Origin of the sequence: Butyrivibrio sp. NC3005, from assembly GCF_000424545.1 — a bacterium.
In the GTDB taxonomy this organism is placed as follows: Bacteria; Bacillota; Clostridia; order Lachnospirales; family Lachnospiraceae; genus Butyrivibrio.
Genome location: NZ_KE384206.1, coordinates 197,683 through 219,468 on the forward strand (window position 1 = coordinate 197,683; position 21,786 = coordinate 219,468).

Annotated in this window: 8 protein-coding genes; all 8 read right to left on the minus strand. The window is 36.8% G+C overall.

What is annotated here, in order from left to right:
* Position 1: 1 nt before the first annotated feature.
* Entirely contained in the window at positions 2-12,703 is a 12,702-nt protein-coding gene (locus G634_RS0115775; protein ID WP_026506069.1) for a non-ribosomal peptide synthetase, read from the minus strand.
* Positions 12,704-12,722: 19 nt separating this feature from the next.
* Positions 12,723-14,372 (minus strand): AMP-binding protein, encoded by a 1,650-nt coding sequence (locus G634_RS0115780; RefSeq protein WP_026506070.1) that lies wholly within the window; start codon positions 14,370-14,372, stop codon positions 12,723-12,725.
* 2 nt (positions 14,373-14,374) lie between these two features.
* Positions 14,375-14,626: an acyl carrier protein gene (locus tag G634_RS0115785; protein ID WP_026506071.1), complete on the minus strand. Its 252-nt coding sequence runs from the start codon at positions 14,624-14,626 to the stop codon at positions 14,375-14,377.
* A 253-nt stretch (positions 14,627-14,879) separates the two neighbouring features.
* Positions 14,880-15,995 carry an acyltransferase family protein gene (locus tag G634_RS0115790; protein WP_026506072.1) on the minus strand — a complete coding sequence of 372 codons (1,116 nt, stop codon included), beginning with the start codon at positions 15,993-15,995 and terminating at the stop codon, positions 14,880-14,882.
* 155 nt (positions 15,996-16,150) lie between these two features.
* Complete coding sequence (cooS, locus tag G634_RS0115795) at positions 16,151-18,349, minus strand: anaerobic carbon-monoxide dehydrogenase catalytic subunit (protein WP_051234149.1); 2,199 nt, start codon at positions 18,347-18,349, stop codon at positions 16,151-16,153.
* A 414-nt stretch (positions 18,350-18,763) separates the two neighbouring features.
* A complete protein-coding gene (locus tag G634_RS0115800; protein ID WP_026506074.1) occupies positions 18,764-19,537 on the minus strand; it encodes an ABC transporter ATP-binding protein in 774 nt (257 codons plus the stop codon).
* Complete coding sequence (locus tag G634_RS0115805) at positions 19,537-20,298, minus strand: ABC transporter permease (protein WP_026506075.1); 762 nt, start codon at positions 20,296-20,298, stop codon at positions 19,537-19,539. The genes G634_RS0115800 and G634_RS0115805 overlap by 1 nt, the downstream gene beginning before the upstream one ends.
* 359 nt (positions 20,299-20,657) lie before the next feature.
* Entirely contained in the window at positions 20,658-21,608 is a 951-nt protein-coding gene (locus G634_RS0115815; protein ID WP_035800434.1) for an ABC transporter substrate-binding protein, read from the minus strand.
* Between the last annotated feature and the right edge of the window lie 178 nt (positions 21,609-21,786).

Here is a 21,786-nt window from a genome sequence, read left to right on the forward strand (position 1 = left end):
ACTATTTGTCACTTGGTTCCAGCAACTTCTTTACCAAATCCTGATAGAACGGATGCAATGAAGTGCTAGTAAATATACCACTATGAGAATAATCCTTAAACTCATGAATTTCTGCATCTGGCGCATAGAAACCAAGCGCATCCATCTTATCCTTCATAAGTTTATCTGTAGAATTCTTGCATGCATTAAGGAAAATAACTTTTCCGTTATATGGGACAAGAGAATTCTCACAACAAATCTCATGAGTCATATTGGTAAGCTCAGTCAACATCTCAAGTTCTTCTTTGGTATATTCATGTTCCTTTTGCTCGAAAGAACCAATGATTTCCCTGAAATAGTCGGTTGTAACTTTTTCAGGTTGATGCTTACCGGCTTTAGGAAGAGTCGAATCGCCCATGATTGTAACAACCTTCTCTCCGGTCATCTTCTTGTAGGCCTGTGCCATACCAAATGCAAGTTCTCCACCAAAGCTAAATCCCATGAAGCCAAATATCTTCGCATCTTCGGGAATTAGAATCTCTGTACTTACAATATAGAACGCTACTACATCATCATAATGTTCACCCTGGAATATCTTATCATAGTGATTCTGTACTGGTTCTATAACAACAAGGTTGAAATACTTACTCAAAAGCTTATGTAAGTGTTCGGTATCACTCAAAAGAACAATTCCCTGAATGAAACAAAGAGTCGGCTTATTCTCATCATATTCTTCATAAAGCCATGAAATTCTTCTCTTTCCCTGAATAAATCCACGTATCGATTTATAACGCATAATATCTGATACACGAATCTTCATATTCAGTTCATCTGTTATCCTGCTGGCAAGAAGCATTGTACTAAGTGAGTTGAGTCCTGCCAACGTAAGATCATCTGTTACACCAAACTCTTTTTCAGGAAGAATCTGCCTTGCAATTCTAAGGAAGTTCTCCTCAAGCCTATTAGCCGGTGGCTCATTCTTGAATCCAGCTGTAATCTCAGGTTCAGGAAGCTCTCTAATGTTAATCTTACCATTAGGAGTAAGTGGCATAGGATTCATACGAATATAGATAGTAGGTACCATATATTCAGTAAGAGACTCCGCCATGAATTTCTTAAGCAACTCTTCATCAATATCAGTATCTGATGAATAATACAGAACAAGAGTATCCTTCTTTACCTGAGCACAAGCCATAGTAATTCCGTTATACTGTGCTGCTCGGCTTTCAATTTCTCCAAGCTCGATTCTAAATCCGTGAAGCTTAACCTGAAAATCTATACGTCCAGCATATACTATCTGATGATTTTTGTTGTAATATCCAAGATCTCCTGTGTGGTACATACGTATACCATGAACAAACGGACAATCACCAAATACAGCCTTAGTCATATCAGGTCTATTCCAGTATCCATAGCCAACTTGAACACCTGCAATACATATTTCACCACGAACACCTGGTGGAAGAAGATTTCCATGTTCATCCACTATAAATACATAATTGTTAGGAACCGGTATTCCAATTGGAATAGTGTCATATTGTACTCCATCTTCCAATATGAAAATTACACTGTCACAGGTACATTCTGTAGGTCCATACAGGTTATAGACTTTGACACTATCACTTACAACACCGTTAAGAGCTTCTCCGCCGCAAGATATAAATCTTTGCTTTAGTGGATAACCATTCTTCATAATCTTAGCAAGTGCCGTAGTATATCCACCGCCTGTTATTCTGTGCTCAGTAAGAAATTCAAATATTCTTCCTGGATCTTTTCTGATACTCTCAGGCATTATGTGAACTGAACTACCTGAGCAAAGCGGAGCATAATAATCTACAATGTGAGCATCAAAAGATAATGATCTATGGCAACTAATCCTATCTTCAGGCGTAAGTTCAAACAACTTCCTCATAGAAATTGTATGGTTCATAAGACCCTTCTGATAGATTACCGCACCCTTTGGGGTTCCAGTTGAACCTGAAGTATAAATCATATATGCATAGTTATCAGGTCCTGTCCTATTAATATGCTCTGCCTTTGTTTGTAATATTTCAGGCATAATATCATCTGTCAAAGTAATCTTTGCACCTGAATCTTCCTCAATATAGGCAATACGATCCTTAGGATATGCAAGGTCAATCGGAACATATGCAGCACCAGCTTTCTGGATACCCAAAATTGATACTACAAATTCCTTTTTCCTGTTCATCTTGATAGCAACAAAGTCGTTTTTCTCTATTCCCTTGGAAATGAGCCAACTTGCAACCTTATCAGAAGCCTGATCAAGTTCACCATATGTCATACTACTACTTTCGTCAGTCACAGCCTCAGCATCTGGACGTTCCTTAACCTGCTCTTCAAATAAATCAAGCCAGGTCTTTGAAGTATCATATTCAATTTCTTCGCCCTTGCACATTTCCATAACATTATGCATGTCATCTTCTGCAATCCTAGGAAGATTTACTATTGGAGTATCAGGATTATCCGTCACCTCTCTTACAAGTACATCAAAGAGTTTACCTACAGCTTCAATTTCTTCCATACGATAATGCCTGCGATTGAAGGTGAGGTTAATACAAAGTCTTCCCTCCTTATCGATATACATTGCAGGGGTAACTTCATCAAAGTTTTCTTCTTTGAAAACCACAGGCTTAACAGAAAATGCATACTCAGCTTCATCGTCATCTTCAAGACCACTATCATAATTCTCAAAAGCAATAATATTTTGGAACAAGTCAGATCCAAGCTCACTTTGCTGCTGAATCTCTGCAAGCGGACAGAAATCATACTTATTACTTTGAGCTGCCTGCTTCTGAAGATTTCTTAACATCTGACGCGTTGTCGTATCAGGCTCAATCTTTACTCGTACAGGCACAGAATTTATAAACAGTCCTACAAGGTTGTTGACATCTACTGATGTGTTATCTCTACCAGATACAACTTTTGCAAATACAGAATCATCTGTTCTGCTATAGGTCTGCAGAACAAGTCCCCAGCAAAGTTCGATACCATTACTTATGGTCGCTCCTTCGCTGTTGCAAAGAGCAAGGAATCTATCAGTAATGTCCTTATCAATAGTCGTAAGAACAGAGTCTTTTTTGCTCTGCTGATTAAGCGGAACATCTCCAAGTGATGGAATTTCCGTCTTAGTCTCGTACCCATCAAGAAGATTTCTCCAATAAGAAAGTCCTTCTGCCTTATCTTTAGAGATAATCTCTCTTACAGCTTTTTCATACTTACCATTCTCAGGAGCACTATCTGTTGTACGTTTTCCGGTGATTTCTTCATTTAAGAATGTAAAGAAATCACTTGTATAGATTCCCATACACCATCCATCAACAATAGCATGATGAACAGCCATAACAAGATAACAGCTCTTATTATCTTTCTTTGCACAGGTTAACTGGAACAAAGGCTTTCTTTGCAGTTCAAAGGCATCATTAAGAATCTGTATTCTTAGATTCTCAACAGCCTTAACCTTATCCTGTTTTTTGCTCAAATCCACCATAGTAGGAACAAGTTTTCTGTCAATAATAGCCTGTCTAGACTTCTTTACACCATCGTAGATTATCGCTGTACGCAGTACCTCATGCTTTAATGCAAGTCTGTCTAGTGCCAAAGACAGCTCCTCTTTAGTAGGTAATACATTTAGTTCCAATATAGTAACAATTCTGTATGCCCAATCCTTAGGATTTGAAAGATACTTATACAACATACCTTCCTGCATCGAGGTAAGCGGATAAATTCTCTCGATTTTTTCTCCTCTGGAATCAAAATCTTTAACAACCTTTTTAAACTCTCTAGTTGTCCATTCTGTTTCACCAAAGTCACTTGCTGTAAACTGCTTTTCATTAAGCATAGACAAAAATGTAGCAATTTCAGACATATTGCTTAGTATCTTCTTTGTAAATTCCTCTATCTGCTTACTATCATAAAGCTTTGAATTATAAGTCACATAAAGGCAGAATTTACCATTTTCTACCAATGCATTAATGGATAATTCACAACCAAAGGTGTTCTTAGAAGAAACAGATGCACCTGTTTCAACATCTGCTATACCAAGAATTGCATCATCTGCTGCCTGTTCACTATCCATCTCACCAAGATAGTTAAAGCCAATACGTGCAATATTGTCACCACAGCTTGTAAATGAAGTTTTTCCATCAAGGAACCTTAGTACATTATATCCTACACCTTTGTTTGGTACTCTATGTAAAGTCTCCTTAACCTCACAGAAAGTATCCTTCAAATTACCACTAATGTTCTTTAAAATAACTGGATATATAGAAGTAAACCAACCTACCGTTCTATCAGTTACAAGGTTTTCTCCTATATCTTCTCTGCCGTGCCCTTCAAGCTGAACAGATACACTTTTTTCTCCTGTCATCTTGAAATAGCTCATACCAACGGCTGTAAGAAGAGCATCATTAATATCAGCATTCATCATTCCAAAGTTAGCTTTAATAAACATGCTGGTAGCTGCTTCATCCATTACAGCAGAGGATAAGCTTATCTTTCTGTCATAGTTCTTCTCATTAGAGACTGGAAGACTCATCAGTTCGTTTTGAACATTTTCCCAATATGGTATTTCTAATGATAACTTATAACTCTCACGGTATTTCTGCAAAGCTTTCACATAGTCGTTATACGTGTTGGTCTTTGCAGGAAGATTAACCTTCTCGTTATTCTTTACATTTTTAATCGCTTCTTCAAGATCAGATGTAATAATACGCCATGAAACACCATCAACTACAAGATGATGAACTGCCATGAAAAGATATTCCTGTGCGTTTACATGAATAAGCACGATACTCACAAGAGATTTAGTCACATCAATAGATGCCTGAATTTTTTCACAAAGTGCAGGAATCTCTTCCTTCGAATTAACTTCGATATCCTGAATAGTAAACCTTGTATCAGCAGGACGGACAAATAGACAATCATCCCTGCAAACAGCTCTTAACATATCATGCTGATAGAAAACTGCATTAACTGCCTCTTCAAGAACATTAATATCGCAATGCTCATTAAGTTTCCACAAAGTAGACTGAGCAAAATGCTGTTTATCAGGCAGTTCCAGGTACTTGAAATACTTAACAATAGCAGAATCAGGAACACTTCCGGTAAACGGACTTTGTGAAATAGAAGAAGCTTTTTCTTTTGCCTTAAGGACAGCTGCAATTTCTCTTACTACCTTAAGCTTCATGATATCTGAAACCTGAATCATGAAACCAGCCTGTCGAATAAGACTAACCATACGAATAGCTCTAATGGAATCTCCACCTATTTCGAAGAAATTATCCAAAGCACCGATAGGATCTGATGATCCTAAAACCTTCTGCATGCTTTCTGCTACAATCTTTTCCTCATCTGTCTCTGGTTCAACGTACTCAGCAGAACTTGACTGCATAAACTCAGGAAGAGCACTTCGGTCTATCTTCCCAATCGGTATCCTATCGATGACGCTGTTAAAGCCTCTTTGCTTTATACCCATCGAAATATCGCCAATCTTCCTTGCACTTGTCATGCTTTCTGCTGCCTTGCAAACACATGAAACAAGCTGCTGCATATCCTCTTGTCCATAGGAAGTCTTATCATATTCAAGCATAAGAACATAATTGCCCTTATCCGGGTACATTGTTAGAAGTATCGGGAACTTAGCAGTATCAAGCGTTAACGGAATAGACTTCTGCGCATCAACCAACTCTTTGTCAGCTACTCCGCCTTGCCATGCAACCATAATATCCGCATGAATACGATGCTTTTCAACTATCCTGGTATAAGGATAGATTTCACGCTCAAACGTCATCTGCAATTGTTTCTGCATAGCCTGTACGTAACCAGCCACCGATTCATCACCGTGACCATTATTATTCCATTCAAAAACAACAGGAAGAGTCCTTACATACATACCAACAGTATTCTGAAGCGCACTGTCAGCTGAACGACCATTACTGATAGTGACATACATTGGCTTATCTTCAAGCGTAATATTGTAAAGAACTTCAGCAAATGCAGCTTGCAAATAATTACCTGCTGTAACCGCATAACGCTTACAGAATTCATCAATTGGCGCAGCATCTACCTTCTGAATAATCGTTCCTACCATATTTTTACTTGAATCCTTCTTAATATCAGGTTCTTTTGACAATGGATAGGACGCACTTGTTACACCTTCAACAAGACTGTCGAAATACTTCTCAATCTCGTCAAAAGCATCGCTTTTTATAAATTCCTGTTCATATACAGCATAATCAAGTGCCGTAACAGTTTCTGCATTACTTTCAATTCCTTTAAGCTCAGAGCGCAAATCTTCAAGGAAAACAGCTGATGAAAGGCCATCATAAATAATATGATGAATATCCATAAACAGATAAACTTTTTCCTTAAAAGTAAAAATCTTTATCCTGTAAAGCTTTTCATTTAAAAGGTCAAATGGAACAATAAGCTTCTGGAAAAATTCTGCATCAGGACATGTATCAAGCTCGCTTATCTCAATATCCACCGCTTCATCCATAAACGGCTTTTGCATAATGTCTTCATCTGTTTGAATAATGCGAGTCTTCAAATATGGATGAAGTTCCATAGTCTTTCTAACAGCCTCTGCCAATTTGTCAGCAGTTATTCCAAAGAACTCATATACATTAGGAATATTGTACTGCGTAGTATCATGATTCATCTCAAAGTCAAGATAAACACCACGCTGATTCTCTGTAATAGGGTAAACATCTCTATCAGGATAATGGATCAAACGTTTATCTTCTGACGACGAAGAATCTTCTTTCTTACTACATGCAATAATCTCACGCACACTAGGATTCTTTAATATATCTGCAACTCTAAGCTTAATAGAAAGCTTTTCTTCAAGTGCAGCTGCAAGGCGCATTGCAGCAATAGAACTCATACCTTGTGAAATAAGGTTTGTGGTAACACCAAATTCCTTCATACCAAGAATGTCAGCCACTACCTCAAATACTTTCTTCTCTTCGTCAGTTTCAGGCGCAACAATTTCTTCTGAAACAGTTTCAGGTTCCGGAATAGCTCTTCTATCAACCTTACCATTTGCATTAAGAGGCAAATCTTCAAGTCTCATATAGACTTGAGGAATCATAAATTCAGTAAGAGTCTCCGACAAATGTTTCTTAAGATCATCAATGTCAATCTCTTTATCTGAAATATAGTAGCAACATAGCTGTGGATTCTTACCCTTAACATCAACAACAGCCTGAGTAATACCAGGATACGACAGTACTCTGTTCTCAATTTCACCAAGCTCAATTCTAAGTCCGCGCAGCTTAACCTGCTTATCTATTCTTCCAAGATAAACAACATTTCCATCATCATCCCAGCTTACAAGGTCACCACTTCGATATGCTCTTACAGAAGGGCTGTCTTTTAAAGGTTTAAAGTTAATAAACTTCTCAGCTGTCAGTTCTTCTCTGTTCATGTAACCTCTAGTGACACCCTGACCTGCAATAAGAAGCTCGCCTCTTGCACCTCTTGGAACAAGTTTTCCAGCCTGATCAATAATATATAGTTCATAATTTGACAACGGACGACCTATAAGCCTTCCTTCAAAATAACCTGGTACATCATAAAATGTCGAAAACAGTGAACATTCAGTAGGACCATATACATTAAGGAATCTGAAGTCAGGAGGTGTAATAGGAGGCATCTTCTCACCACCTGTCGACAGATATCTTAGTGAATGGTTCATCTCACTTATAAGGCATCCAATTTGCGTAGTCATAAAAGCAACAGAGACGTTATTCTCTTCCATGTAATCATTCATGGCAAGAATATCCATTCTCATTGCTTCATCAAAAAGATAAATACAGCTTCCTGCAAGTATTGATGGATAAAGATCTATCATGTGTGCATCAAAACCAAAGTTAGCATATCCAGCAACATGATCCTTCATCGTAAGCTCAAACTCTGTCACATACCAATGACAGAAATTAACAATACCGTAATGTTCCAAATCAACTGCTTTAGGTTTTCCGGTTGTTCCGGATGTAAAGAGGATTACAAGTCTGTTATGAGCATCTGGAGGAGTCAATTCTTCAATTTCCTTATCAGTAACTTTAGGAAGAGTTTCTATATCTTTACTATAAAATTTTGCTCCTTTATATTCAGGTATCTTTTCCTCAATCAGATTATTCTCTGAAAGTATAAGCTTTACACTTGCATCCTCACACATAAAGGAAAGTCTGTCTGATGGGAAATGCGGATCCAAAGGCATATATGCTGCACCTGTCTTCATTACAGACAAAGGATAGATGAGCATAAGCTCGGATCTGTTAATAAGCACACCAACATTCTGCTCTGGACCAATATGTGCAGTTTTATAAAGATGCACTGCAAGACGGTCTGTTATTTCATCCAGCTGTCTATAGGTATATGTTTTTCCATGGAAAACAAGACAAGGCGCATCCGGTGTTGCACTAGTCCTGTCCTTAAATATCTTAAGAATAGTTTCTGTTTCATCACGTTCAAGTCTTTTACCAAAACCAAGCTTCATAAGCTCTTTTGTTTCAGCTTCATCTACAAGACACACATCATTTAATTTGTCAGCTTTAACAAGTCCAAGTGCAGCTGCTGATATAGCTCTGGCAATAATGAGCATATCAGAAGCACTGTAGCGCATTCCATCATACTCAACACATATCTTATAGTCATCCTTATCCGGATAAATAGTGACCATGATAGGGAACTTGACCGTATCTAATGAAAGCGGAATTTCTTTAGCTCCTTCAACTTCATTGGAAATACCACCCTGGAATGCAAAAAGTATTTCTACATGCAGTCTATATTTATCAACAAGCAAAGTATACGGAACCATTTCCCTTGAGTATATTTCCTGAAGCTGTCTGTGGGTTTCTTCCACATACATAGAAGCAGTTTTTGAATCTCCATCTCCAACGTAGGCAGCAGGAAGAGTCTTGACGAACATACCTACTGTATCCGCAAGTCTAATATCAGATCGTCCATTACTTACTGTAAGATATAAAGGTTTGTCTTCTCTTGACAAACGCTTCAGGCAAAGTGCAAATGCCGCCTGAAGGAAACTTCCCGGTGTAACTTCATGTTCCTTACAATAGTCATCAATCTGAGCCTTATTTACTTTATACTCAACATATCCGTTTTTCTTTTTGTCCGGAACTTCAGAATCAGGGTATACTACTACCTGAGATTCTGAAATCATATTTTCAAAAAATGCCTCATCTAGAGAATTATTACTTGATTCAAAATAATCCCTCTCGTAAACAGCATAATCATATGCTGTTATCTCTTCTCTTGACGGCTCTTCTTTCTTCATAACCTTTATAAGGTCATCAAAAATAATGGCTGTAGATAATCCGTCACAAATAATGTGGTGCATATCCATAAAGAGCCACGTCTTATTATTACAGCTAAAAAGCTCTACCCGGTAAAGGTTATCTGATAACAAGTCGAATGGCTTTACAAGACTTTGGAAAAAGTCTGTATCAGGCTCAAAATCAAGTTCCTTTATCACAATCTTTGGCTCTTCATCATCATGCGGAACCTGTACAACTTCACCTAGAACCTTTGAAAGTCTCATCTTAAGATAAGAATGAGCATTAAACACCTTTATTAATGCATCTTGCAACACTTTAGAAGATGTATTTTCGAATAGATAGACTCCTGGCATATTGTACTGAGTTGTCTCTCTATTCATATCCCAGTCAAGATAAACACCTCGCTGGTTCTCTGTTATAGGATAGTTTGGACGATTTGCTAAATGTTTTAAAACAAGCTTATCATCTTCATAATTACTCTCAAGGCTGGCGATACCACGTACAGTAGGATCTTTCATGATATCTGAAACCTTAAGATGCATTCCCATTTCATTGGATAATGCTGCACTAAGACGCATGGTATCAAGAGAACTCATACCTGATGAAACAAGATTGGTGGTAACACCTATTTCACCAAATCCCAATACTTTTTTGACAATGCTAAGAATAGAAACTTCAAGGTCAGTTTCAGGAGCCACTATCTGTGCATCCTGAATAACAGGGTCCGGCAAAGCTTTAAGATCAACTTTACCATTTAATGTAAGTGGCATACTATCAAGACACATATAAACAGAAGGAACCATATACTCAGCTAAAGTTTCTCCCATAAAGCTTCTTAATGCATCCTCTGAAATGTCCTTTTCAGGTACATAATAAAGAACTATTCTATCTTTTTTTACCTGAGAAACAGCCTGACGAATACCATCATATGCCATGGCACGAGTATCAATTTCTCCAAGTTCTATACGGAATCCATGGAGTTTTATCTGGAAGTCAATTCTTCCAAAATACTCAAGTTCGTCTCTAGAATTATACCTGACAAGATCTCCTGTTCTATATATCCTTCTTTCCTTTCCATCAGGAAGGCATATCGTCTTAAAGACCTCATCAGTTTTCTCAGGAAGATTCCAATAACCTGCTGCAACCTGTGGACCACTAAGACATAGTTCACCAACTGCTCCTTTTGGCAAAAGGTTTCCGCAATCATCAAGAACAAGTGCAAGACAGTTATAAAGAGCTCTACCAATTGGTATATCCTTATGCATGCCTTTTTCAACTTCGCAATATGTAGCGTCTACAGTAAATTCTGTAGGTCCATATGTGTTATAAACGGTTCCTGTAATATTAGGTGTTGCAGTCATTTTTTCACCACCAAGAACCATATAATCAAGTTCAAGAGGCTCTTTATCATCACCAAGAAGCTGTCCAAACTGCGTAGTATAACATCCACCGGTTATGCCGTTTTCTTTAATATAAGAACGCATAAGATAAATATCTTTACGCACAGATTCAGGCACAATATAAAGAGTGCCTCCCACCATCAGTACCGGATATAAATCTTCTACCGATGCATCAAACGCAAAATTAGAATGACAAGCTATACGACTTTTTGAAGTATGTCCCCAACGATCTCTAATAAAAGAAACAAGATTAAGAACATTACTCTGACGAATTACTACGCCTTTTGGTCTTCCTGTAGAACCTGATGTATAAATAATATATGCATAAGAAGAAGGAGTCGTATAAATAACCGGCTCAGATACTTTAGTCTTTTTAGCAAGCTCTATAGAAGCATCATCAAGAAGCATTTTGGCTTTTGAATCATTAAGAATATAGTTTATACGGTCTTCTGGATAGTCTGCATCTATAGGAATATATGCTGCTCCCGCTTTCCATATACCAAGAACTGCTGCCAAAAAATCCTTGGATCTCGATGTTTTAAGCGCTATAAAATCATTTTCCTTAACATCTTTATCAATAAGAAATTTTGCAACAGAATCTGATGCATTATCAAGCTGAGAGTATGTATAAGAACCATTTTCATCTACTACAGCAACGTTTTCAGGATTTTTTTCAACCTGCTCTTTGAAATAGTAAAGCCATGTTTTTGATTCATCGTATTCTTTGTGCTCACCTGTAGATATTTTTAATAGTTCCTCAGCTTCTTTTTCACTTACAAGATAAATATCCTTTAGCTGCGCCTTTGGATTACTTATCATATTGTTAACTACACAGTAAATAGCTCTTGCAAAGATTTTAACTGTTTCCAGACTGTTTACTGCATCAGAAGATTCAGCACAGATAGCATAATTATTGTCAATATTTTCAATATGAACGTTAATATCTGTCTGCGCTGTTTTTCTCTCTATCTCTGTAACCTTATATTTATTATCTCCAATTTTCAAAAATTGATTAAACGGACGGAAGTTAAAAGAAACTCTTGGCACAATCCCAATCTCTTTATTAAGATGTGGGAACGGATATCTTCCCATAGAGTATGCTGTATCAGTATCTTCAACAATATCCTTGATTAAATCAATCACCTTTTTTTCAGGAGAGATCTCAGCTTTCATTGCGACATTGTTAACGAACATACCCTGACAGCGCATCATTTTGCGATTAATTCGTCCATGGTAACTAGTGCAGTAAACAGGAGTTTTAGTTCTAGTCATTCTACCAAGGACAACAGCAAATGCTGCCTGGAAAAGAGCGTGTGCCTCCACATTGTTATCAAGACACCAGGCATCGCACTTTTCCTTGTCAAGCATTTCTGCGCTTGTGACCATTTTTCCAAGACAAGAGGTAATAGAAGACAGACTGCTAGATTCATCGTTTTTGAACCTGTTTACAAAATAGTCACGACATTTAGCATATTCCTCTGTCTTAAAGAATTCCTGTTCTTCTTCAGCAATCTCGAAATATGATAAATCCGCCTTTTTTTCCTTCCCCTTAAGCGCAGACACAAAATCACGATCAATAAGAGTAAAATAACTAAGACCATCCATTATAAGATGATGAAAATCCATCAACATATGGAGCTTTTCTTCAGTCTTTATTAGCTCTATACGAAATAATGGGCTTCCATCTAATACATCAAAAGGACGCACGAATTCTGAATTAATATAATTCTCTGCTTCCCTTTCTTTCATTTGTTTTACGGGAATCTCTACTTTCATTTTGTCATCAGCAAACTGATATGGAGTTCCGTTTTCGTCTATTTCAAAACGATCCCGTAAAACAGGTGATGCCTTAATAAGCCTCTTCCAGGCATCTATGATGGACGCTGTGTCTTCATTAACATCAAGCACAGCCTGAAATGGAAGATTATACTGTGTACTGTCAGGATATGACTGACATTCCAAAAAAACACCTAATTGAACTTGTAAAAGTGGATATTTTTTCATGAATCCCTCCTTATAAGGGCTAATTCAGTATTCTTTTTATTTTCTGCGTTGCAGTTTTCTCAAAAGGTTCATCTCTGAACGATAATTCATTTATTTTTTTCGTTGTAGAAGCTGTTTTGTTATATTCGTTCACAAAGTTTCTAACATATTCTTGCCCATCAGCAATCTTATTTGTTGTAATAAAATCCTTATCAAGATATATCATCGCAGCAATCTTATCTTCTTTTTCGTAAACGACAACTTCAGCAATCGCTTTGCAATAATACAGCTTTGCTTCAAGCTCCTCAGCTGATATATTTTCTCCGTTTGAAAGAATAATCAGGTTTTTGATTCGTCCCGTAATTGTCAGATAATCATCTTCATCAAGAAAACCTAAGTCTCCTGTATGGAACCATCCATTTTTAAGTGCTTTTGCTGTCTCTTCTTCCATGTTGTAATATCCCAGCATAACGCTAGGACCTTTGGCACAAATCTCACCGATTCCTTTTTCATTAGGGTTTTCTATCATAATCTCATGTCCAGGTAATGCCAAACCAACTGTTCCCTGTTTAATATTTTCATCAGGATTAACTGCAAGTACAGGAGAACATTCTGTTATTCCATATCCTTCCTGGATTGGAATTCCAAAATCTTCAAATCCCTTTATAACCTGCATATCTATTGGAGCACCTCCTGATATGATGCTTTTCAGCCTACCTCCAAATATTGTAAGATAAGGGGCAAACATTTCTCTTCTCTGTTCATAAGAAACATTCCCCTTTTCTTTATTATCAGAAATCATTTTCTTAACTTTTTCTTCATCTCCGGCTTTTCTTATTACCTGCCAGACTGCACCATACAAGTTTTTTATAATCATTGGAACAAGGAACAAAATCTCAGGCTTTGCAACCTGAAAATCTGTTGTCATTCGTCTCATATTAAGACAAATATGCAAAGATTTTCCTGATACAAGTGCAAGCAGCTGCGTCAATATTGCATATATATGATTAAGTGGTAATATATGCACCTGATCTTTGCATGTATCAACCAGATCTTTTACGCACTCACAATTCATTAAAAGATTTTTGCTACTAAGCATTACACCTTTACTTATTCCTGTTGTTCCAGATGTATACATAATCACAGCCACATCTTCGCTATTTATTTCATCATCAAGACAAGCTTTCTTGCCCTGATTAATCATCTCTCTGCCTTCTTTAGAATATTCATTTATTTTTTCAAATGGATACAACTTTAGATTCAATTCTTCTGCCAAATGTTCTACTGTCTTACTTAAGTCCGAGGAATAAAATACATCCTGACATCCACTTCGGGTAATCTGATCCTTAAGAATATCTTCACTGGCCGTTTTATCCAAAAGAAGAACAATGCAACTACAATACTGAGCACCATAAAAAGTCAAAAGCCATTCATAGCTATTAGAACCGAGTATTCCTATTACCTTACGTTTTTTTCCGTATTCATATAACCATGTACCTACACCTTCAACAGCACTTAAAAAGTCTTTTGGCATAATGGTACTTTGCTCATTACTAGCATAATCAAGGAAAGTGTAAAGTGGTACTTTAGGCCTGTCAGAGCACATCTTTTCAAGCATGGTACGGAAATTATCAAAACCTAATGAAGGCTTTCTTCTTGGTACTGATGCATAGGTTTTAATATCAGTCATAATCAGTTCTCCATTTTATTCATGACAAGATCAACCACATCGCCTACAGTAACAATATCCTCCAAGTCTTCGTCTTCTATTACGATGTCGAATTCAACCTCTGCATCATTGATAATCGTCAAAAAGTCTAATGAATTAAAACCAAGGTCGGCAAGAAGCTGGCTGTCTTCATCAAAATCTCCAAGATCATTTTCCGTATGGCTTCTTAAAAACTCTGAAATTTCATCCATTAACTCCTGTCTCTTTGCATCCATTAAGATATCTCCTTTCAAACAGTCAGTGATTAAATGTTGTATTAATCGTTTTTATAAATGCACAAACTGCGAAGCATATAATCATTATATCATATATCGTTTATAGTTTGTTTATTTTTCGTTTATTCGATTTTTACATTAGAAAAAAGCCTACTTGCATATGTAATATGTATCCAAAATTATGGAAACATATCACATATGCAAAATAGGCTTTTAAACAGCTCAAGTCATGTTTATATAAATAATCTTACTTTTAGTTCTTTGACATAATCAGCTTTTTTCTTCCTCCAAATACACAAGAAAAAATCTTTTCATCCAACGCATTAATCAACAATCCAAGTGTCAATCCAATTGCAATGCAAATTACTCCTGATAATCCAAAATGATCTTTAAATACCGAAAAATAAACAACATATACAAGTGGATGAATCAAAAAAATCTCCCAGGATGCCGTTCCGATTTTTTTAAAAATTTCAGATCTAATCTGTACACTATACTCAAGTGTAACAAACAAGCATAAGCATAATTCACAACATGTTACCTGAATCCACCAAAACTGATATCCTTTTGTAGTCGCAAAGAAAATTCCTAAAACCAATATCGTTAAAATAGGAATTAGAACTTTTTTAAATCTATTCACAAAATCACTAATCTTATCCTTGTACATACAATATGCAATACCTGTCACATATGCCAAGGAGCTATTAAACCAATAACTTATACTATGTAACAAATATCTGTTAACCAGAATAAAAATAACTGTTCCGACAAAAAAGATTCCAACACCTATTTTCTTATTAGCACCGACAAATCTAAAACTAATCCAAAACAAAACTGTAAAAAGAAGAATTACTGCCAAAAACCATACAACACTCCACTCTGAAGGATTTCCTTTAATCTGTCTAAGTGTAAACATTGCCTCAAAATATTCTGAAATTGAATGACAGTAAAAAATAGCATACACAGAATTCGTAATTACAAAAGGAAGTAATAGACGAAAAAATCTTTTTGGAAAATAGTTATCCCAAAACTTTTCTTCTTTTCTTTCTAACTGAAAAAATGATGCATATCCTGATAAGAAGAAAAATACACCTACGGCGATATATCCTACAAACCAGTAATAAAACATCTTATCTGGTGTTTTTGTTCTAAGAGCAAAATGATGAATCATTACCACACAGGCAGCAATTCCTCGTAAATCCAAAGAAGTTTCTAGCGAAAAAACCTCTCTATTTTCTTTGTTCTCTCTAAAGAAAAACTTTTTTACAGAAACTACTATCAACAATGGAAGCACAAAAAAAGAAAGAATATACATAGGCCAAAGACTGCTCAACACATATTCTTTAGGAAAATAAAAAACAGAACGCATATCACAATTACCCCTTTTTAATTTTTTTATTGAACCTTACCCGTCCTCATTTGAGCTCAATAAAAGTGCCAATCCTTGAATTGGCACTTCTAGATAATAATAGCACATTTGTTTGTTTTTTCAAGTATAACTTATCAACTAACCACAATATCAAACTAGTCCCAACCAAGTTTCTTTCTTTTTTCCTTCATATCACTTACCATCTGCTTTGCAAGTGCAACAGGATCGGTATTAACATTCATCGTTGAACCAAGAATCTCTTTTGTTCCATGCTTAAGAAACTCAATAACATTTTTAGAGCCATAAATTTGAGCTTCAACACAGTGATATGAGTCAATACCATTTAATCTAAATCCCAGTGCCGCATCAATACCCTTTTCATTTCCCCATTCAGGAGATGAGAAGGCAAATGGAAGTTCATACATATTCTTATCAAGTGCTGTTGCAATTCCCGCAAATATTCCGCTAGATCTCGTATTATCAATACATTCGCCAACATGCCATACTGGAGGTAAATCTTCTCCAAGAAATTCTCTTAACTTTTCACCTGCTTTCTTATTCCCAGATACTGCACAATATCCAAGCTTCATCAAAGGAAACGATGCACATCCATTTGATATGATAAGAACATTGTTTTTAAGAAGTTCATCAGTTACATCTACAATGCACTTTTCATAAAGTACCTTAGGGTTATTACACCCAACCATATTTACTATTCCCAGTATTTTTCCAGACTTAAGTGCATCAGCAAGTACCTTCATACTACCAAATCTCTTATAAATGTACTCAACTGAAAATCCCACTTCCGCCTCAACTTCAAATGGAGGAATATACACAGGAATACCTTTTCTATTCTCGTAGCTTTCTATAGCGCGTCTTACGATTTTTTCGGCAAGAGCCTTGGTTTCACCGATATTGCTGTGATGATGATCGTATTCGTATCTTTCTGCACCAGGAAGACGAGCAGACTCACTTGTTGTTACAACAGTCGTCTTGAAACACCTTGCAACGTCCATTATAGATGGAAATACATCTTGCACATCTGCAACCCACAAATCTAGCGCTCCTGTACCAAGTACAAGCTCTGCTGAAACAGCATTTGAAAGTGGAATTACACCATTATTTCTATACATTGCAGAAAGTCCTGAACAGCAAATTCCATAGAACCTTATTCCTTTAGCACCTTTCGATTTTGCAAGCCCTATAAGATCTTCTCTTTTTCCTGCCTCTACTATCTGACTAACCAAAAGAGGAAGATGACCGTGAACTGCGATATTTACATAACCTTTTTTTAGTGCGCCTATATTAACCTTAGATGTAACTCTATCACCAACACCAAAAAGAGAATCTGTTGCAATAGATGCTCCTACAACTCCAGAAAAAGTAAATGCAAGTCCGCATCTAAGAAACTGCTGCATTACACTTTTCCAATCCCCATCAGTTGCACATCCACTCTTGTGATAAGCTTCAAACACCTCATGATAAGCACTAATAGGCAAAATATCAAGTTCTTCCCACACTTTTTTTCTTTCAGGAAGAGCACAGGCACTTATTGTCTTGTACTCATCCGGGAGAGTTCTTGATAAATCTTCTAAAAGCACATCTGCCAAATCTTTTGCCACATTTTTGAGCTGCCTATTTTTCTGTCTTATTCCAAATGCTTCTGCAGTACTTCTTATTTTCTGTTCACCCAGTATCGGAATATCAAGTTTTCCCTCTGCTGCCCTTTTAAGCGCTAGCATAACCTCTCTTGCATGCATGCCATGCTGCGCCACACCTGCTGCCGCTGAGCGAAGAAGATTCCTTGCAACGATTAAGTCTGCATCTGCTCCGCAAACGCCTTTAGGAGCCTTGGGCGTAATCCTGCAAGGTCCCATATTACAAATCTTGCAACACACTCCTGCAAGTCCAAAATTACACTGAGGCTTTTGTGCATCAAATCTATCAAAAGCGGTATCAATCCCTAGTTGCTGCATTCTAATAAGCATTTGCCTTACAGCCGGATCCGGAGTTTTCTCTATTACATCTTCCTTTGAAGGAAATGTCTTGCGATACTCGGATACTGCATTCATATAGTCTTTGATGAAATCCTCAGGATTCTCCTCACCGCCATGCGCACTAGCCTTTAACGTAACAGTTGGAATTCCATGTTCATCAAATCCTATCAGATTTCTGTGTGAATGAATATGTTCGTGCCCACTTTTGGAATGACCATGTGCATGATTATGCGTATCTTCATGAATGTGATCATGATTATGTTCATGGTCATGATTATGTTCATGGTCATGAATATGTTCATGGTTGTGCTTGTGTTTGTCCTCTGGAATATGTTCCTGTCTAGAAAAATTGCTCATCCTTTTCTCCCACCTATAATTATTATTCTGTCACCAAAATCAAGAAGTCATAGATTATTGTTTTTATATAGTCCGTTTTACTGTCTGTATATTTCGTCGCAGACACGCTTTCGCTTGACTATAAACGTAGTGGTACATAATGCGCTAAAAAACAGCGCATAAGTAAATGCGGCATAATTTAAACACTTTTAAATTATGTCGTCTGCCGTAGGCAGATTTAAAGGCATTATTTATGCCTTTAAACCCCAGACCAACGTTTATAAACAGTTCTGCTCATGAAATATTACAAGCCAGTAAAACTAATCTACTAAGTATTTAAAACAATAATCTATAGGTTCTTGTTTTCATCAGGAAAATCAATAACCTATAATTTTTAACTGCCACCGTTTTTACGGATTACCGTAACTTTCGACTTCAAATAGAATATTCTATATTATCATCTGCCTTCATATTGAAAAGCTCAAAAATCTTATCTCTAACCTGCAAAAAATCTCCGCTTGTCCTATCCCTATAATGATGAAGCGGCACTTTTATTACTCCCTTTATTTTACCAGGGTTAGGCGTCATAACAACGATTCTATCTGCTAAATACACCGCTTCTTCAATATCATGAGTTACGAAAATAATTGTCTTTTTCTGATTTCTGCATATATCAAGAATGTCATCCTGAAGCTTCATCCTGGTAATAGCATCCAACGCTCCAAACGGCTCATCCATGAAAATAATATCCGGATCCACGCACAAAGCTCTCGCAATAGCAACCCTTTGTTTCATTCCACCAGAAAGCTGCCTTGGAAAACTTTTAGCAAACTTCTCCAACTTTACAAGTTTTAAATACTCATATGCTTTATCTTTTCGCTCTTTTCTTGATAATCTGCTGTTTTCTATTCCCAGCTCAACATTTTTCTGAACAGTTCGCCATGGAAGAAGACCATAATTTTGGAAAATAGTTACATTCTTTGTATTAGGTGCACTAACCTTTTTACCTTCTATCTCGATACTTCCTTTATTCACCAAATCAAAGCCTGCTATAGCATTTAACAGAGTACTTTTTCCGCAGCCAGACGGACCAAGAAGACATATAAATTCTCCTTTTTCAATATCGAGATTAACATTTTCCAAAGCTGTGAATTCTCTTTTGTTTTCTACAAACGTTTTTCCGGCATTTTCTATATGAATATAAGCCATTAGACACTACCTCCCCACGCTCTTAAAATTCTCTTTTCTATCAATCCTAATGCAAAGTCTAAAATAAGCCCTATTATACCTATTACGAAGATAGTCGCAAGCAAAATATCTGCTCTTACGTTATTTCTGGCATCAATAATGCTGTATCCAAGCCCCGACGTAGCCCCTACCATTTCGCCTGCTACAAGAAATATCCATGCGCTTCCAAGAGCCAAATGAATAGCACTAGCAATCTGAGGAAATGCCGCAGGGAAGATAACTTTCCACATAAGCTGAGGCTGTTTTATTCCAAAGTTTTCCGAAACACGGTAATAGACTTTATCAATCCTTGATACAGCAGATACAGTAGCTAAAAGAACCGGGAAAAAAGCCGCAATAAAAATAATCACAATCGCAGGAACATCGCCTATACCAAATAAAAGAACCACAAAAGGCATCCATGCCGTAGGAGAAATAGGTCTTAAAAGCTGTAATGTTGGATTTACATACTTGAATACCTTCGGAAGACTCCCAAGAATAAGTCCTATCAAAACAGCACTTGCAACCGATAATCCATACCCAATAGCAAATCTACCAAGACTCGTTGCAATCGACTTAATCAAAACTCCTGTCGTAATCATCTCAATAAGTGCATTTAAAGCCATTAAAGGAGACGGAAAAAGCGCTGGACTATAACTACTTATATTAAACAACAGCTGCCATATTCCTATAAGTATAAGAAGCGAAACTATTACATATTTAAGAGAAATAACTTTTTTCATAAATAAATCCTTTCGGTTTAGCAGACTCCTCCGCTACCCCATTACTTTGGGAAGCGCCTTGTAAATCTATAGGTTATTGTTTTCATCCGGAAAATCAATAACCGTACCAGACCAAAATTTGTCGTTAAGACAAATTTTGTCCTGCGAAGCAGGATTCTTGCTGATGATTATCCTAAATCTCAGCAAGAATTCATGACTTCTTGTCACTTATATTCAGAAACTCGCATTTACTGCGAGTTTCGTGAGAACAAAAGTCAAGCGGCAAACTGGTCCAAGGCGAAGCCTTTTCAAATGGCCAGTTTGCGTAGTTTTTGGAACGCAGTGACAAAAATCTATAGCTTTTTACCTTGACTTTATCTTTACTCGTTTTCTTTATAAAAACTATCATCTACAAATTCCTCATATGAAGGTGGATTATCAAGCAATCCGTAACTAACAACTCTTTTCTGCAAATCCTCGTACATCTTTTTTGTAATTTCCAAATCTTTGTATGATATCCACTTCAAGGAAATATCCAGAACATCATCCTTTTGATTAAGATACTTTTTAGCAACTGCCTTTGCCGCATCACTTGTCAGATTATTACCTGCTTGTTTATAAGCATCTACAAATTTCCCTGCTTCAACAGCTCTTTTTGACAAAAAATCATCTGTAAGAACAAGTACGCAGCAAACAGAATCTTCCCAAAGTTCTTCTGATGTATACAGAACTTTTCCTGCCCCAATAGATACTCCCATGGCGCCAAAAGGTTCTGCAACACAGTATCCGTCAATTGTTCCTGCCGCAAGTGCTGATGGCATTTCAGTTGGCGCAAGCTCTACGATTTTCACATCATCAATTTTTAAATTATTCTTAGAAAGTGCATCATTAACAAGAATATTATGTGAAGACTGTCTGTGAGGAATTGCAATTGTCCTATTTCTAAGGTCAGCAGCATCTTTCACATCTTTAGATACGATAAGAACATTTCCATCCTTGTGACCAAGTGCAACTGCCTTTATTCCAATCCCTTCAGCTCTAGACTTCATAGCAAGCTCGATTAGAACAGATGCTCCATCCACTTTGCCTGAATTTAATGCATCCAGAAGTTCTGGCCAGGAACCATATTTTATAAGCTCGACTTTTATATCTTTATTGTTTTTTTCAAGCTCCTCAGCTTCTTCCAAAAGAGCCAGTGAATGAGTAATTGGAAGGTAAGCAATCTTAATAGTCTTTGCATTTTCGTTAGCACTTGATTTTTCTGCAGAGCACGCCATAAGCCCCACAGATTGAATTAAAACAAGCAATAAAATAAACAACTTTTTCATCATAGTCTCCTCCATTTTGATTACTATCTAGATACTTTCTTTTTAAGACCTTTCTTTTTATGGGCTTCCTTATTTAAGGTGCTATCTTTTTGGAATTTTGGGGAACCTTCACTTTTGCGCACTTTTATTTTTCTTTTGACAATTCCTTTATACCTTCTAGTTTAATAGGTTTAAAAGTGCC